Source organism: Streptococcus parapneumoniae (genome assembly GCF_037076355.1).
Lineage (GTDB): Bacteria > Bacillota > Bacilli > Lactobacillales > Streptococcaceae > Streptococcus > Streptococcus parapneumoniae.
This window is the reverse complement of sequence record NZ_AP026968.1, coordinates 14734-32500: the sequence shown is the minus strand read 5'-3', so window position 1 is coordinate 32500 and position 17767 is coordinate 14734. Positions and strand designations below refer to the sequence as shown.

The 17767-nt window shown below is 38.5% G+C and carries 12 protein-coding genes, 2 tRNA genes, 2 rRNA genes and 1 pseudogene (1 of these 17 cut by a window edge); 1 reads left to right on the top strand and 16 read right to left on the bottom strand.

The features are described 5' to 3' along the window. The 4 genes from SP4011_RS00190 to SP4011_RS00175 all read right to left on the bottom strand — a co-directional run. Positions 1–1213 (bottom strand): 23S ribosomal RNA (locus SP4011_RS00190); it reaches 1688 nt to the left of the window's first position. A 124-nt stretch (positions 1214–1337) separates the two neighbouring features. Further along, positions 1338–1410 (bottom strand) — tRNA-Ala (locus tag SP4011_RS00185). A gap of 51 nt (positions 1411–1461) precedes the next feature. Then, a 16S ribosomal RNA gene (locus tag SP4011_RS00180) occupies positions 1462–3007 on the bottom strand. Together the 16S and 23S rRNA genes with 2 tRNA genes alongside form the textbook arrangement of a ribosomal RNA operon. A gap of 255 nt (positions 3008–3262) precedes the next feature. Continuing rightward, positions 3263–3334, bottom strand: a tRNA-Glu gene (locus tag SP4011_RS00175). Positions 3335–3534: 200 nt separating this feature from the next. On the opposite strand from SP4011_RS00175, the pseudogene SP4011_RS00170 reads away from it, so the two are divergent. After that, positions 3535–4413 (top strand): annotated as a pseudogene (locus SP4011_RS00170) (transposase); the annotation flags it as partial. Between the two features lie 285 nt (positions 4414–4698). Here SP4011_RS00170 and SP4011_RS00165 read toward each other — a convergent pair. The 12 genes from SP4011_RS00165 to SP4011_RS00110 form a co-directional block, all read right to left on the bottom strand. Then, positions 4699–5178 carry a sigma-70 family RNA polymerase sigma factor gene (locus SP4011_RS00165; protein ID WP_338619411.1) on the bottom strand — a complete coding sequence of 160 codons (480 nt, stop codon included), beginning with the start codon at positions 5176–5178 and terminating at the stop codon, positions 4699–4701. Positions 5179–5298: 120 nt separating this feature from the next. Then, on the bottom strand, positions 5299–7257 hold the full coding sequence (gene ftsH, locus SP4011_RS00160; protein WP_338619410.1) for an ATP-dependent zinc metalloprotease FtsH: 1959 nt from the start codon (positions 7255–7257) through the stop codon (positions 5299–5301). 15 nt (positions 7258–7272) lie between these two features. Beyond that, positions 7273–7815 carry a hypoxanthine phosphoribosyltransferase gene (gene hpt, locus SP4011_RS00155; RefSeq protein ID WP_176139259.1) on the bottom strand — a complete coding sequence of 181 codons (543 nt, stop codon included), beginning with the start codon at positions 7813–7815 and terminating at the stop codon, positions 7273–7275. Positions 7816–7819: 4 nt separating this feature from the next. Next, positions 7820–9097 (bottom strand): tRNA lysidine(34) synthetase TilS, encoded by a 1278-nt coding sequence (gene tilS / locus SP4011_RS00150; RefSeq protein WP_338619408.1) that lies wholly within the window; start codon positions 9095–9097, stop codon positions 7820–7822. Next, positions 9094–10362 carry a serine hydrolase gene (locus tag SP4011_RS00145; RefSeq protein WP_338619406.1) on the bottom strand — a complete coding sequence of 423 codons (1269 nt, stop codon included), beginning with the start codon at positions 10360–10362 and terminating at the stop codon, positions 9094–9096. The genes tilS and SP4011_RS00145 overlap by 4 nt, the downstream gene beginning before the upstream one ends. Then, positions 10355–10477, bottom strand: a complete 123-nt coding sequence (locus SP4011_RS00140; RefSeq protein WP_000429334.1) for an SP_0009 family protein — start codon at positions 10475–10477, stop codon at positions 10355–10357. The genes SP4011_RS00145 and SP4011_RS00140 overlap by 8 nt, the downstream gene beginning before the upstream one ends. Positions 10478–10481: 4 nt before the next feature. After that, complete coding sequence (locus tag SP4011_RS00135) at positions 10482–10850, bottom strand: septum formation initiator family protein (protein ID WP_000041912.1); 369 nt, start codon at positions 10848–10850, stop codon at positions 10482–10484. Continuing rightward, a complete protein-coding gene (locus SP4011_RS00130) occupies positions 10843–11109 on the bottom strand; it encodes an RNA-binding S4 domain-containing protein (RefSeq protein ID WP_001234978.1) in 267 nt (88 codons plus the stop codon). The genes SP4011_RS00135 and SP4011_RS00130 overlap by 8 nt, the downstream gene beginning before the upstream one ends. Before the next feature lie 60 nt (positions 11110–11169). Continuing rightward, complete coding sequence (mfd, locus tag SP4011_RS00125) at positions 11170–14679, bottom strand: transcription-repair coupling factor (RefSeq protein ID WP_338619399.1); 3510 nt, start codon at positions 14677–14679, stop codon at positions 11170–11172. Continuing rightward, positions 14680–15249: an aminoacyl-tRNA hydrolase gene (gene pth, locus SP4011_RS00120; protein WP_338619398.1), complete on the bottom strand. Its 570-nt coding sequence runs from the start codon at positions 15247–15249 to the stop codon at positions 14680–14682. Between the two features lie 72 nt (positions 15250–15321). Next, positions 15322–16437: a redox-regulated ATPase YchF gene (gene ychF / locus SP4011_RS00115; RefSeq protein WP_061425847.1), complete on the bottom strand. Its 1116-nt coding sequence runs from the start codon at positions 16435–16437 to the stop codon at positions 15322–15324. A 120-nt stretch (positions 16438–16557) separates the two neighbouring features. Continuing rightward, positions 16558–17724 carry a tyrosine-type recombinase/integrase gene (locus tag SP4011_RS00110; protein ID WP_050242870.1) on the bottom strand — a complete coding sequence of 389 codons (1167 nt, stop codon included), beginning with the start codon at positions 17722–17724 and terminating at the stop codon, positions 16558–16560. Positions 17725–17767 lie beyond the last annotated feature (43 nt).

Here is a 17767-nt window from a genome sequence, read left to right as displayed (position 1 = left end):
ATACCTATAAAGGTATCCACAGCTTCGGTAAATTGTTTTAGCCCCGGTACATTTTCGGCGCAGGGTCACTCGACTAGTGAGCTATTACGCACTCTTTGAATGAATAGCTGCTTCTAAGCTAACATCCTAGTTGTCTGTGCAACCCCACATCCTTTTCCACTTAACAATTATTTTGGGACCTTAGCTGGTGGTCTGGGCTGTTTCCCTTTCGACTACGGATCTTAGCACTCGCAGTCTGACTGCCGACCATAATTCATTGGCATTCGGAGTTTATCTGAGATTGGTAATCCGGGATGGACCCCTCACCCAAACAGTGCTCTACCTCCAAGAATCTTTATGTCGACGCTAGCCCTAAAGCTATTTCGGAGAGAACCAGCTATCTCCAAGTTCGTTTGGAATTTCTCCGCTACCCACAAGTCATCCAAGCACTTTTCAACGTGCCCTGGTTCGGTCCTCCAGTGCGTCTTACCGCACCTTCAACCTGCTCATGGGTAGGTCACATGGTTTCGGGTCTACGTCATGATACTAATTCGCCCTATTCAGACTCGGTTTCCCTACGGCTCCGTCTCTTCAACTTAACCTCGCATCATAACGTAACTCGCCGGTTCATTCTACAAAAGGCACGCTCTCACCCATTAACGGGCTCGAACTTGTTGTAGGCACACGGTTTCAGGTTCTATTTCACTCCCCTCCCGGGGTGCTTTTCACCTTTCCCTCACGGTACTGGTTCACTATCGGTCACTAGGGAGTATTTAGGGTTGGGAGATGGTCCTCCCAGATTCCGACGGGATTTCACGTGTCCCGCCGTACTCAGGATACTGCTAGGTACAAAGACTATTTTAAATACGAGGCTATTACTCTCTTTGGCTGATCTTCCCAAATCATTCTTCTATAATCTTTGAGTCCACATTGCAGTCCTACAACCCCGAAGAGTAAACTCTTCGGTTTGCCCTCCTGCCGTTTCGCTCGCCGCTACTAAGGCAATCGCTTTTGCTTTCTCTTCCTGCAGCTACTTAGATGTTTCAGTTCACTGCGTCTTCCTCCTCACATCCTTAACAGATGCGGGTAACAGGTAGTACCTGTTGGGTTCCCCCATTCGGAAATCCCTGGATCATCGCTTACTTACAGCTACCCAAGGCATATCGTCGTTTGTCACGTCCTTCTTCGGCTCCTAGTGCCAAGGCATCCACCGTGCGCCCTTATTAACTTAACCTTATTTTCTGACCTTTCAGTCATAAACTCTTATTAATACTACAGCGTTTTCGGTTTATTTTCTTGTTACTATTTGATATAGATATTCAATTTTCAATGTGCATTACTTGGTGATCTCTCACCAATGGAGCCTAGCGGGATCGAACCGCTGACCTCCTGCGTGCAAAGCAGGCGCTCTCCCAGCTGAGCTAAGGCCCCACAAGACCTCTCAAGACTAAACAAGACCAATGCGCAGTTCCTTATCCTTAGAAAGGAGGTGATCCAGCCGCACCTTCCGATACGGCTACCTTGTTACGACTTCACCCCAATCATCTATCCCACCTTAGGCGGCTGGCTCCTTACGGTTACCTCACCGACTTCGGGTGTTACAAACTCTCGTGGTGTGACGGGCGGTGTGTACAAGGCCCGGGAACGTATTCACCGCGGCGTGCTGATCCGCGATTACTAGCGATTCCGACTTCATGTAGGCGAGTTGCAGCCTACAATCCGAACTGAGACTGGCTTTAAGAGATTAGCTTGCCGTCACCGGCTTGCGACTCGTTGTACCAGCCATTGTAGCACGTGTGTAGCCCAGGTCATAAGGGGCATGATGATTTGACGTCATCCCCACCTTCCTCCGGTTTATTACCGGCAGTCTCGCTAGAGTGCCCAACTGAATGATGGCAACTAACAATAGGGGTTGCGCTCGTTGCGGGACTTAACCCAACATCTCACGACACGAGCTGACGACAACCATGCACCACCTGTCACCTCTGTCCCGAAGGAAAGCTCTATCTCTAGAGCGGTCAGAGGGATGTCAAGACCTGGTAAGGTTCTTCGCGTTGCTTCGAATTAAACCACATGCTCCACCGCTTGTGCGGGCCCCCGTCAATTCCTTTGAGTTTCAACCTTGCGGTCGTACTCCCCAGGCGGAGTGCTTAATGCGTTAGCTACGGCACTAAACCCCGGAAAGGGTCTAACACCTAGCACTCATCGTTTACGGCGTGGACTACCAGGGTATCTAATCCTGTTTGCTCCCCACGCTTTCGAGCCTCAGCGTCAGTTACAAGCCAGAGAGCCGCTTTCGCCACCGGTGTTCCTCCATATATCTACGCATTTCACCGCTACACATGGAATTCCACTCTCCCCTCTTGCACTCAAGTTAAACAGTTTCCAAAGCGTACTATGGTTAAGCCACAGCCTTTAACTTCAGACTTATCTAACCGCCTGCGCTCGCTTTACGCCCAATAAATCCGGACAACGCTCGGGACCTACGTATTACCGCGGCTGCTGGCACGTAGTTAGCCGTCCCTTTCTGGTAAGATACCGTCACAGTGTGAACTTTCCACTCTCACACTCGTTCTTCTCTTACAACAGAGCTTTACGATCCGAAAACCTTCTTCACTCACGCGGCGTTGCTCGGTCAGACTTCCGTCCATTGCCGAAGATTCCCTACTGCTGCCTCCCGTAGGAGTCTGGGCCGTGTCTCAGTCCCAGTGTGGCCGATCACCCTCTCAGGTCGGCTATGTATCGTCGCCTTGGTGAGCCGTTACCCCACCAACTAGCTAATACAACGCAGGTCCATCTGGTAGTGATGCATTTGCACCTTTTAAGCAAATGTCATGCAACATCTACTCTTATGCGGTATTAGCTATCGTTTCCAATAGTTATCCCCCGCTACCAGGCAGGTTACCTACGCGTTACTCACCCGTTCGCAACTCATCCAGAGAAGCAAGCTCCTCCTTCAGCGTTCTACTTGCATGTATTAGGCACGCCGCCAGCGTTCGTCCTGAGCCAGGATCAAACTCTCATTAAAAAGTTTGAGTTCTCACTCATTTCTGTCACTGACAGATTTATTGTTTTTTTCATTGTTCAGTACTACAACCTTAGTTGTAGTGCCCTGCACATTGGTTCGTCTTGTTCAGTTTTCAAAGGTCTTTGTCACTCGCCTCTCTCAAGTGACAACTATATTAGTATATCACAGTCGCTTTCGCTTGTCAACACTTTTTTGAAACTTTTTTAAGTTTTTTTGAAACTTTTTTTCATCAAGTGTTCCAACCGCAACATACCATAGTCCGTACGGGATTCGAACCCGTGTTACCGCCGTGAAAAGGCGGTGTCTTAACCCCTTGACCAACGGACCAGAGTTGTTGTTTTCAACTCTTACTATTATACAGCCTTTTTGTTTTTTGTCAACTACTTTTTCCAATTTTTTTAATTTTTTTTACATGGGTAACTTCTCAAAGTAACTTCCACTTACCTGACTAAAGTGGAAATTAGTCTAAAACGGATTTTTATGGTGGAATTAAGTATGAGACGTTTGAGTTAAAAATGAGGTCCACTATGACAAAACATAAACATCTTACCCTTTCAGACCGTAATGATATCCAATTAGGCTTAGAGCGCAGTGAAACCTTCAAAGCTATCGCGCAATCCATTCTAAAAGACCCAACTACTGTTTCTAAAGAAGTCAAGCGAAACAGACAAATCCGAGAGTCTACATGCGACAATCTCACTTGCCCTCTACTCGACAAAGCTCCCTTTGTCTGTAATGGCTGCCCTAAAAGAAGACAGAATTGTGGCTATAAAAAGATCTTCTACCTCGCTAAACAAGCTCAAAAACAATACGAACAAACTCTTGTTGAATCTCGTGAAGGAACTCCCCTCAATTCTAAGACCTTCTGGGAAATGGACAAAGTCATTTCTGATGGGGTTAAAAAGGGACAACACATCTATCATATCCTCAAAACTCACAACCTTGATGTTAGCTCCTCAACTGTCTATCGACACATCCGAAAAGGATACCTATCTATCGCTCCTATTGACCTAGCCAGAGCCGTTAAATTCAAAGAAAGACGGAAAAGTAAGCTACCTTCCATCCCTAAAGAAGCTAAAAAAGGCCGTTCCTATGAGGATTTCCAAAATTATTTGGCTCTTAAGCAACTGAACTCTTGGCTGGAAATGGACACCGTTATGGGCAGGATGGGAGGTAAAGTCCTACTCACCTTCAACCTGTCTTTCTGTAACTTTATCTTCGCTAGACTTCTGGATAATAAAACTACCCTTGAGGTTACCAAACACCTCTATGACATCAAGAACACTCTTCACCAAGCGGACAAAGATTTCTTCCAACTCTTCCCTGTCATCCTGACAGATAATGGTGGAGAGTTTGCCAGGGTTGATGACATCGAAGCAGAAGACGTCTGTCAGTCGTCTAAATTACTCCAACATAAGTTCTAAAAACTAACCTTTAACCGCATTCAAACGTCTCACACTAACTTCCACCATAGCAGAACTTAATCTGAAACGCTTTCAGATGAGGGGATTTTGTGCGCTCTTTTTTCTATTTCTTTCAGCTATAAAAGCGATGAAATCAGGCATTAGTAAAACCAGTGGAACTTACTCTGACACGGATTTCCACTGGTTTTTACAATTTTTATTAGACTAAGTTCCACTTGTATTAGCGGTGGAAGTTAGTTTGGGAATTTACCCTTTTTTCATGAATTCCTAATGGCTACGGATGTCAAACTCTTTAAACACAATACGTAAGTCTCTTAACACTCTTTGACGCCCTCGGAATCGTTCATTTCTTAAAATGCGTTCTAGCTCTTCTTGTTTCTCTTTACTTTCTTTGCTTCTATAATTTTTTAATGTTTCATGAAAGAGATAATAATCATCTAGCCACAGACCGCCCTCACTTATACGATGACTGATCTCACCCACTTCTTCATATGGTTCTTTATTATATCTTCGTTTGTGGCTTTCTTGCTTACGGATATAGTCTAAAATTCGATTTCGAAACTTAGTTTTGAAATATTTCCTTAAACGAGGGATATCTTCTACCAATTCTTCTTCTCTACTAATCAATTCATGTAAGCAGAGCATGCCTTCTTGGTCCCAATCCGACAATTCCCATAAATGCAAGTAATATTCATTTCTACACTTGTACACACTCCCCTGGACTTCTTCATACAATTCTTTAAGCATAGTCTTCCCCTTTCTGTGTACAGTCTAACAGATTCAGAAATACTTTTGGCACATTTCATCCATTCTGTTCTCTTTATCTCCTCAACTGCACAAAAAAGAGAGGTCTTACCTCTCTCAGGGTTATTTTTCATCATTCATTTTTGACTTTACTTCATCATAGGATAGCGCATGAGATTCCTCTTCTACTGTCTCAGGCATCTTTCCTGTTTCATAGAGAGATTTAATTTGTGTACTATCCAATGTTTCGTATTTCAATAATGCTTCTGCAATCAACTTGTGAGTTTCACGATTTGATTGGATGATTTCAGCAGCTTTATTTCGTGCTTCATTTAATAATGAACGAACTTCTTCGTCAATTTCATAAGCTGTTTGTTCTGAAATTGATTTTTGAGGGCTTTGTGCACCAAACATGGCATGATTTCCTTCATATTGTACTGGGCCAAGTTTTTCACTCATACCGTACTCTGTAACCATTGCACGCGCCATTTGTGTCGCCTGTTCAAAGTCGTTTGAAGCTCCTGTCGTTTGGACATTAAAGATAATTTCTTCAGCTACACGTCCACCCATTAAGCCAGCCAATTGCTCTTTCATATCTTCTTTGGATAGAAGCATTTGATCCTCTTTAGGAAGTGCAATCATGTATCCGCCTGCACGGCCGCGTGGTACAATTGTAACCTTATGGACAACGCGAGCATTCGACAAGACTAGACCAACAATGGTATGTCCTGCCTCATGGTAGGCAACCAATTCTCGTTCTTTTTGTGAAACTGTCTTATCTTTCTTAGAAGGTCCAGCAATAACTCTATCTTCTGCTTCATCAATATCTGAGGCATCAATTATCGATTTATTGCGACGAGCAGCAACTAAAGCCGCTTCATTCAAGACATTCTCTAAATCAGCACCAACAAAACCTGGAGTTTGTTGAGCAACTAATTTCAAATCTACATCTTCTGCTAAAGGCTTGTTCTTAGCATGAACTTTCAAGATTGCTTCGCGCCCCTTAACATCAGGACGGCCAACCAATACTTTTCTATCAAAACGTCCTGGACGCAGAAGGGCAGGGTCAAGTACATCTGAACGGTTTGTAGCAGCGATGACGATAATCCCTTCATTTCCCTCAAAACCATCCATCTCAATCAAGAGTTGGTTCAAGGTTTGTTCACGTTCGTCATTACCTCCGCCGAGACCGACTCCACGTTGACGTCCGACAGCATCAATTTCATCGATAAAAATAATAGCTGGTGCTGCTTTTTTGGCATCTTCAAAAAGAGAACGAACACGACTAGCTCCAACTCCGACAAACATTTCTACAAAGTCAGAACCTGAGATACTAAAGAATGGAACACCTGCTTCTCCGGCGACTGCTTTAGCAAGCAAAGTCTTACCTGTTCCCGGAGGTCCCTCCAGAAGGACCCCTGCTGGAATACGGGCTCCAAGTTTTGTAAATCTTTTTGGATCTTTTAAGAATTCAACAACTTCAACTAGTTCTTGTTTTTCTTCCTCAGCTCCAGCAACATCTGAAAATCTTACTTTAATATCTTCTTTATTTGCAGCTTTAGCCTTACTACGTCCAAAACTCATTGGGTTACGACCATTGCCTCCCCCCATATTTCCCATCATAGAGAATAGGAAGAAGAATAGAATTCCAAATGGCACAATGGATACGAGTAGATTAATCCACATACCACTTGAACTTTCATGCTTAACAGTTACTTCTGCTTTATGGTCAGTAGCAAGTTTTTGCAATTCTGATACGGTAGTATCTGCAGGAAGAATAGTGCTGGTAAATTTCTCTACCTTAGTAACAGATGGCGTGAAAAACTGAATACCTGTTTCTTCTTTACTTGTTTTAGGATTTTTATAGACACCCGAAACTTCGATAACACTGCCATTTGGTTGGTAGGTTAATTCTTTTACATTGTCATCGGTAATTTCTTTTACCAATTCTGTATAATTAATTTGCTCACTTTTCCCTGCAACACTACCTGTACTAAAATACTGGTAAGCTGTAACTAGGAAAAAAATAAGTAATAACCATAGAAATGGATTTTTAATTAAACCATTATTTTGTTTTTTCATTAAAAATTGTTCTTTCTAATTTGAATACACTTCTTCTTTCAATACTCCAACATAAGGAAGATTACGATAATTTTCTTTGTAGTCTAAACCATAACCTACTACAAACTCATTTGGGATAGTAAAGCAGGTATAGTCTGCCTCAATTTCTACAACACGTCCTTCTGGTTTATCCAACAAGGTTGCAATCTTAACAGAAGCTGCTTCTCTTGCAATAAACATATCTCGCAAATTCTTCAAAGTTTGACCTGTATCAATGATGTCCTCTACAAATAGAACATGTCTTCCTTTAATATCTTGAGTTACATCTTGCTTGATATTGATGACACCACTACTTGCTGTTCCACCATGGTAGCTAGAAACCATCATGAAGTCCATTTCAATATGTGTATCAATATGTTTGACCAATTCAGCCATAAAAGGAATAGATCCTTTTAAAATCCCAATTAAAATCGGATTTTTTCCTGCATAGTCCTTGGTTAATTGAGCACCTAGTTTTTTAGCAGCTTCTGTAATTTCATCGTGTGAAACGAGGATTTTTTTAATATCGTTTTCTAACATTTTTTTACCTATCTATTTTTTCTATATAAAGTACAGTGTTCATTATATCATTTTTCGTGTTTTTACTCAAATTACTGGTCGCAATTCCCAAAATTGAGACAATTTCACCAAATTGCTCAATAATCAGAGCAGATTTCCGCTTTTCCATAGGGATTTTCAAATCAATAAATAGACGTCTGAGTTTTTTTCTATGCCCATTTTGAATTAAAACATCTCCTGTTTTTCGATGACGAATGTGTATGGATGTTTCCCGTGAAACAGGTATTTGTTGAATTGATTCACCTTCTAAAGGAATTCCAAAGGAAAATGTGTATCCTTGATAAGATACCTGATTTTGATAGTGTAACACAAGTTCATCTTCCTTTTCATCAGCCTGCGGACTGATTTTACAAATCTGAAACTGTTGATACTTTTTTATCAATTCATAACCATTTTTAAGCGGATGACGATACTGGCTTTTAGTTTTTAAAATCTGTCTAACTTCTTCAAACTGAGCTTTTGTAAGATTCAAATCTGGAAAACGATTCAGATAAGTTTGAAGTAAAACTCTTTGTGTTGACTCAGAATAAGAAAATAACTGCTGTAAATTTTCCACATCAATATTGTTAGATAATTCAGTTATAGCTAAGTCATAATCTAAAATTTCATTTCCGATACTTAAGATTGCATCTCTAAATCGAGGATTTTCTTTTTCTAAATCTGGTAAGTAAGCGTTTCGAATACGATTGCGAAAATAATGATTTTTCTTATTTGATATATCTTCAAAGTGAAAAATTGATGGAAAGTCTTTTTTCTGAAAATGCAAGAAGGGACGAATAATTTCTATCTCTCCTACTACTTGCTTCTCCTTAATTCCTGATAGATAGCGCAAACGAGTGCCTCGAATCAAACGCATCAAAATCGTTTCCACCTGATCATCAGCATGGTGGGCAGTAACTAAAGCTGTCGCACCTGTCTTTTTCATAACCTCTTGAAAAAAATCATAACGAAAATGTCGAGCACGCGCTTCTGAAAATTCTCCTGAAAAATTGCTGATATAAATAGGAAGCTCTGCTTCAGCAGCCAACTTCCTTAATTCCTGTTCTTCCCAATCTGATTCTACTCTCTGCTTATGATTCACATGTGCTAAAATCAGTTCAATTTCTAACTCTTTTTGATAAGTAGATAATACCTTAAATAGAAACATAGAATCTAACCCACCAGAAAGAGCTAGCACCACCTTAGTATGCTTTTTGAAATATCCCTTCTTGAGAAAATGATTTAAAAAATCTTGTTCCCTCATTTTAGAACCTCATAAACATCCTTGGCTATCTGAGAAATCGTATCATAATCAGAATTCTTAGTGAAAATAGAAAGAATAAATGGAGAATCTGCGTAGACAACACCCGTATCATGCTTAAATTCGTCCGCATCCCCAATTTTATGAGCTACCTTCACAGAAACACCTTTGGCAATTCGCTCATTATCAAAATCTGTTTTAGTCAAAGATTCCAATACAAATCCATTTTGATTATAAATGGTTTCCATAACCTTCCCAGCCATCTTGGAAGAAATCAATTTTTCTTTTGAATCCCAATCATCTCCCATAATAGCAGACATCTTGGATTTGAATGTAGCATCAGATTGGTTTGAAATATAATATCCTAATATATTATGAGCTACATTATCCGATTCTTTTGATACTTTCGTAATTAAATCTTTTAGAGAATACTCTTTATTATCCTCTTTTTTAGGAAGACTACCACTTCCCTCTGGTTTATAAGAACCTGGAAAATCATTGACTGCAGATACGTATTTTACAGTCATATCTAACTGATAAAGACCCTCATTTATTTTTTCTTGCGCATAATAGAGATAAGGGAGTTTCAAAACACTAGCTGCATACATCTTTTCATCTTGATTGATACCAGCTTCTTTTCCAGTAGTCAGTTGCTTAACATAAATAGAAAATGAATCCTTCTGATATTTTTCAGATAACATTTCTTGAACTTTACTCATCCGATTATCTTCTTCAGAAGTTGATTCTTTAGCTACCCATCCAGCCTGATCAATATGTAGAAATTCTCTTCCTTCTACAAACATGGTCTTGTCGATTGATACTTGCGAATAAGCTGATAAGGATGATTTCACTTCTTTTAAGTCATAAGGACTATTGTACAGTTTAAAATCAGATTCTAACCATACTTTTTTTATTGTTGGAGTTACCTCTGATTGATCATATAAAAATCGTTTTTCTGCAGCAATAAATTGATGGTTGGATAACTTAAATACTGGAATTCCTTGTTTATTTAAGCGCCACTCAGTTATTTGAAAACTTGTTTTGGGAGTCAATTTTCCAGATTCCACTACTAAATCTTCATTCGCATAAACAGGAACTTCTCCATAAACCATGGGAGAACTTAGCTTTTCTCTAAAATAAATACCAAAGTCAGATTGTGAAAGGTAATAAATTTCTTTCGAAGTATAGACGACTTCTTTTTCTGTGCTAACGACTTTTGAAATGGTCAAAAAACTTGGTAGCAACAAAATAATTAAGAATTTACGCATTCTTCCTTTCCTTTTCTTCTTGTAAACGCAATAATTGATTTTTATCAGCCAACTCTTCTAGCTTTTCATCTGATAAACTCAAAAATTGCTCAATTACGTCTAGTAAATTTTCCATTTTATCACCTTTGAAGCAAGTCAGGAATCGTATAAACTATTTCCCTCGACTTAGAATAATAGTACTTCGCTCGTGTATATTTGGCAGCATAATCCTCATCTTTCAACTTGGTAGCAAATGCTGTCTCCTTATCCTTTTCATCACTCAAAGTTTGATACTGAGTTTGCAAGTCTGCTAATTGCTGACGTCTTTGAAGTAATTGCTGATAACTCTGCGCTAAATTAAAAGTTGGCAAGATAAATAATAGCATAATCAAAATCAATACCCACCCCATAAAACGATTCCGTTTTTGTCGTTCTTTCATCAGGTAGCGACGACGTTGATATTCATTTTGAATAAAAGAATTATTCAATTGTACAATATTTTTAGACATTTTCTTCTACCCGTGTTTCACTGATAATTTCATACATGCCTGCTGCATCTTCTTTTTTTGTACTATCTTTCATCTCTAGTACTTTTACAAGTAGCAACTTGTTTCCAAAACGAATTTCAACTTGGTCATTAACTTTCAAATCCGTTGAACTTTTGGCCAAGATTCCATTAACCTTAATTCTGCCTTTATCTGCTACTTCCTTTGCGACTGTACGACGCTTGATAATTCGTGATACTTTTAAATATTTGTCTAATCTCATACTTATTACCTCAACTTATTATTGTACCATTTTTATCTATTTTTTTATAGAAGAAAAATATCAAATGGAATTTTCTTTCTTAGACTCTTTTATCTCTAATAAACTTTCTCCAAAAATCAGCAGACCTTCTAAAATTTCATAATCTTTCTTATTTCGGACATCAAATACAAGCTCCATTGATCCCTTATTCTCAGCGATGCCTACTTTTAAGTTCGTTGCGGATAAAGATTTAAAATAATCTTGAGCTAAAAACAGTCGTTGAGTGACTTTTTCAAATTGAACTGTAACTTTATTATCTTTTCTTTCCACACGTTGAACAAAGACCTTGTCCAAGTATGATTTGACCAAACCAATCTCTAAAAGATAGGCTACTACATCTGGGTATTCTCCAAAACGGTCTATCAACTCCTCTTGTAACTCTTCATAATTGACACGGTTGTCAATTTGACGAATTTTCTTGTAAATTTCAATCTTATGTCGTTGATCAGAAATATAAGTATCAGGAAGATAGGCATCAATTTGCAAAATCAACTCAGCATTCCCTTTGGTTCTTGTGTTAGTGTTAGCATTACCGTTTCGTTTAGCAATAGCTTCCTCTAATAACTGCGAATACAATTCAAAACCAACAGAATCAATGAAACCAGACTGGGATTTTCCTAGGAGATTTCCTGCTCCACGAATCGAAAGATCTCGCATAGCAATCTTAAATCCGGATCCCAATTCTGTAAATCCTTTAATCGCTTCTAATCTCTTCTCAGAGACTTCACTGATTGATTTTTCTGGACGATACATGAGATAGGCATAAGCAATACGATTACTACGACCGACTCTTCCTCTTAACTGATACAAGGTTGACAAGCCCATATGATCCGCATTCTCAATAAATAAAGTATTAGCATTTGGAATGTCCACCCCTGTCTCAATAATGGTAGTCGTCACCAAAATATCGTATTGTCCCTCAATAAAGTCTAGTAGAGTATTTTCCAACTGTATTTCACTCATTCTACCATGAACGTAACCAATCGAAGCCTCTGGAATCAACTCCTGTAATTCTGAAACCTTCTGGTCAATCGTGTCAACTTTATTGTAAAGGTAGTAAACTTGACCTCCACGCTCCATTTCACGTAAGACAGCATCACGAATGACACTATCATTCTTTTCTAAAACATAGGTTTGCACTGGATAACGATTAGTCGGCGGAGTTTCAATAACAGACAAATCTCTGATTCCCAGCATAGACATATGAAGGGTACGAGGGATTGGAGTAGCTGTCAAGGTTAGGACATCCACTTGTTTCTTCAGTTCTTTCAAGGTTTCCTTATGCTTGACACCAAATCGCTGTTCCTCATCAATAATCATCAAGCCCAAATCAGCAAACACAACATCTTTTGACAAAACACGATGTGTTCCAATCAAAATATCGACTTGACCATTTTTCAATTTTTCAAGTGTTTCAGTCTGCTCTTTTTTACTTCTAAAGCGACTCAACACATCAATATTAACTGCAAAATTTTGGAATCGTTCCTTAAAATTTGTATAGTGCTGTTGCGCTAAAACCGTCGTCGGAACTAAGACGACAACCTGTTTGTGATCATTGACTGCCTTAAAGGCTGCACGCATAGCAACTTCAGTCTTTCCAAAACCAACATCCCCAACTAAAAGTCGATCCATTGGCTGAGAATCTTGCATATCTCTCTTGATTTCCTCGATACTACGAAGTTGATCATCCGTTTCAACATAAGGGAAGGCATCATCAAAAGTATCTTGCTCTTCATCATCGGCTGAGAAAGCAAAGCCCTTCAACTGACTGCGTTCAGAATAGAGTTTGATTAAATCATCAGCTATATCCTCTACCTGGTTCTTAACTTTTTGCTTGGCCTTTTTAAAATGACCGTCATTTAATTTATTGAGTTTAGGAGCTTTCCCATCACTTGAAATATATTTGGACAGTAGATGAATCTGTTCCACTGGTATGGAGATTTGATCCCCATTTTGATACTGGACACTGACATAATCACGGTGAATCCCCTTAATTTCAATGGTTTCAATTCCTAGATATTGACCAATCCCATGAATATGGTGAACAACGTAATCCCCCTTTTCAAGTTCATTATAATCTTTTAGGCGCTCTGCATTTGAAACATGTTGTCTGCGAAAACGACGTTTTAATTTCTTTTGAAAAATCTCATGTTCAGTAATCAATAAAATCTTTTCATCTACAAAATGAAAACCATGTCTGAGATTACCCTCGATTAAGTTTACAGATTCTTGACAAATACTTGACTTATCTCTGGAATCCAATTTAATCTGGTATTCCTCTAAAACATCCTCCAATGTTTTACTTCCCATTGAATTGCTAGACTGCAGAATAATGGTGTAATCCATTTTTTTATATCGTTCAATTTCTTCTTTTAGAAAAGAAAATTGATTGAAAAACTCCTGCATAGGATATTGATTAAATTGATAAATTTGGTCAAACTTGAGATTTCCTAACCCCTTTTGTAGATTAGAGAAAAAGGTAACCGGACTCTGTTTTTTATAGATTTGCTCTGTATCTGCAAAATACTGCATCTCAGAAAATGCTTTACCATTCTGTAATTCTTCTGTAAAGTATTGTGCTAATTCTCTTTCAAATACTTCATACTGATTCATCAATTTCTGATAATCATCAAAGAATATTGGTATGTCTTTTTCGATATAATCAAATACGGTACATGATTTCTCATAACACAAAGATAAAAATTTCCGAGAATCTGCATGACTTTGTTTTTGATGAAAACTTGAAAGAATTTCTTCTAGATAAGATTTCAGAATCGGCGATAGAGTCTTCAAAATTTGTTTTTCTAAAGTCAACTGACCTCGTTGATAATCTTCTTCTCTTATGAGAATATCGCTAGCTGGAAAGATGATGAGTTCTGACTGATTTTCTTTCGATAATTGTGTTTCGACTTCAAAAGTACGAATTCCATCTACTTCATCACCAAAAAACTCAATTCGGCAAGGTTCTAACTGAGATATTTCAAAAATATCTAAAATATCTCCTCGAAGACTAAATTCTCCTTGAGTTTGTACTTGTGTAACCTTTCGATAACCAATTTCCTTTAACTGATGGATAAGCGCATGTTGGTCATATTCTTCACCAACTGCAATTTTTATAATACTTTCTTTAAATACAGTTGAAGAGGGTAAAATCAATCGACTTGCTGCGATATTACAAACTAAAATCCCTTTCTTAGATGGATTAGTCAAAAAACGTAAGGCTTCAACCCGTGAGATGATTTTTTCTTGTGAAGACATAAAAAACTCGACCATAGGGGAATCATCTACCAAAAATGGATAGACAAATTCCTCACCCAAGATAGAAATAAGATCACTAATAAGCCCTTCTGCTTCTCCATAAGTTGATGTCAATAAAACAATCTTATCTTCTTTCTTAAAACTACTAGCGATGGCTAAAGCTTTTGTAGAAATTGACAAGCCTAACATTAATTGTCTTTTCTTATCTGTTAAACTTTGATGCCATTTTTTAATCTGATCATTTTCTGAGAATAAATCTAATAAGGTTACCATTTATCCGTTATACCTCTGCATTGTTTTCTCAAAATTTTTCTCTTGTAAATAGTAGTTTACAGATTCGTCAACCTTGTCAATAGACTGTAAAATACCAATATAATCATCCTTGTCAAACTTACTCAAAACATGGTTAACAACTGACATTCCATTTTTAGGTCTTCCGATTCCAATCTTAACACGATTAAAGGTCTGGGTTCCAATATGTTGAATAATAGACTTGATACCATTATGACCACCTGCTGAGCCTTTTGCTCTTAAACGAATCTTTCCAACTTCCATGTCAAGATCATCGTAAATGATGAGTAAATCTTCAATATCTAAACCATAATAAGTCAATAAAGCATGAACCGCTTTTCCACTTTCATTCATAAATGTCGTTGGTTTGACAAGATAAATTTTTTCTCCATTTAGAAAAAAGGATGCTAGGTCAGCTTGAAATATCTTATCATGTGTAAAAGTGACATTCTGTTTCTTCGCTAGTTGGTCAATCAACATAAATCCAACATTGTGTTTTGTTTCAAAATATTTATCCCCTGGATTTCCTAATCCTACAAGTAATTTGGTCATTTATTTTTCCTTTCAAAAGCCAAAAGGGTTGGAATTTTTTTCCAACCTAATTGATACTATTCATTAAATTTTTTAGACATTAAAGCGGAATTCCATAATATCGCCATCTTGAACGATATATTCTTTTCCTTCTTCACGCAAGCGTCCAGCTTCTTTTACAGCCTTTTCAGATCCGTATTTCACTAAATCCTCATATGACATGGTTACCGCACGAATAAATCCTTTTTCAAAGTCTGAGTGGATAATACCAGCTGCTTGAGGAGCCTTCATACCACGTTTGAATGTCCAAGCTCGAACTTCTTTTTCGCCAGCTGTGAAGTAAGTTCCCAGTCCAAGTAAGTGGTAAGCTGCACGAGTCAACTTGTCAACGCCTGATTCTGTCAAACCAAGTGCCTCAAGAAACTCTTGCTTGTCTTCTTCGTCTAACTCAGAAATTTCTTCCTCAGCACGCGCAGAAATAACGACTACTTCAGCATTTTCTGTCGCTGCAAATTTACGAATTTGTTTAACATAGTCGATAGAGTCAGGTTCTGAAACCACATCCTCGTCCACATTAGCAACATAGAGCACTGGTTTAGTCGTCAAAAGGAAGAGACCTTTTACAACCTTTTGTTCCTCATCTGTAAATTCGATGGTGCGAGCTGATTTTCCATCTTCTAGGACTGGTTTAATCTTTTGAAGAACATTGAATTCTTCCACAGATTCTTTATCTTTTTGCGTGCGTGCCATCTTTTCTACACGCGCATAACGTTTATTGACTGATTCTAAGTCAGCAAGAATCAATTCCAGGTTAATGGTGTCAATATCTGCAAGTGGATCCACAAAGGCATCTTCACGTCCTTGCTCGCGCATCACATTTTCATCATCAAAAGCACGAACTACATGAACAATCGCATCTACTTCACGAATATTGGCCAAGAATTTATTCCCTAGCCCTTCTCCTTTTGAAGCTCCTTTTACAATCCCTGCAATATCTGTAAATTCAAATGTTGTTGGAACTGTCTTTTTAGGTGTGATCATTTCCGTTAATTTTTGTAGGCGTTCATCTGGAACCTCAACCATTCCAACGTTTGGATCAATCGTCGCAAATGGGTAGTTTGCTGCCTCTGCTCCTGCTTTTGTAATTGCATTAAATAGTGTTGATTTACCAACGTTTGGCAAACCAACGATACCTGCTGTTAAAGCCATATTTTCTCATTCTCCGTTTTCATTTCAATCCCTAATATTATAACACAAAAAGGGATAAAGTGCTAAAATTCCTTGATATAGCTATTTCCCATAACTGAAATAATAATTTTATGGACTTTTTTAGGAACTTTTTAATTTTTCAATAGCTTTTTCATAAAATGAAGTAGCATTTTTCTGATTGTCTTTGGATAGGTGGCTATAAATATCCATGGTCATAGAAAGTTTTGCATGGCCGAGCCGTGTTTGTATCTCTTTGTAAGGTAGTCCAGCATTGAGCAAGATACTAGCGTGAGTGTGTCGGAAGGCGTGGAACGTAAAACGAGGGCATCCAGCACGTTCCAAATGTTTTACTAACCTAAAACTAAGCATTCTAGCGTCTATATGCTTATCAAAGCTATTAGAGAATACTTTCTCATAGGTCAACCCCATTTCTTTTCCTATTTGGGATTGTCTTGCTTTATAGAGCCGTAGCATGAGCACCGTCTTATTATCCAAGTCAATTACCCTAATACTTGATTTAGTCTTAGGGCTAGTGATTTCTTTGATAATATTTAACGTTTTATTGACGTCCAGTGTACCGTTTTTTAGGTCAATATCAGACCACTCTAAGGCTAAACACTCACGAATACGCAAACCAGTAGCTAAAAGCGTCTTATATAGCACCGTATCAAAGAAATTTTTGTAAGTGTTTGGCAACTGATCCATATAAGCTAAGAACTTTTTCAAATTCTCATCATCCAGATATTTCAGTTTTTGCCCTTCTTTGAGTTTACGCCGTGGAATAATGACATCACGGGCAGGGTTGAAGGGTATAGCTTGCAAAGATACGGCATATTTAAGTATGCGTTTGTTTAGAGAGTGAAGGAGCGGATATTCTTGGAATCCTTCGCCTAATTGATTATAGTCTTTTGCCCACTGGTTAACTTGACTTTGAATGATTGGGGGCGTCAGTTTATCCAGCCTATAGTTTCCGAAAGCTGGAAGTAGATATTTATCTATTTTGAATTTGGTACCCATTAAGGTAGATTTTTTAACCGTATGGCAGTATGTTTCTAGCCAATTCTCCACCAGTTCGGCATAGGTATTGATTTGAACCGCTTTAAATACTGTTGACCCGTCTTTTTCAAACTCTATTTGAGCCTGTAACGCTTTGGTTTTGAGTTCCTTCTTGTTTCGGCCTGATATAGTTGTCTTGACTTTCTTACCTGTTACTGTATCTGTACCCAGATAGATACTGGAGCGGTAGACTATTGACCCGTCTTTCTTTTTGTATTCTGTTATTTTCATGATGATAAACCTTTCTAAAATACATCAGCAGGCAAGCCATTAT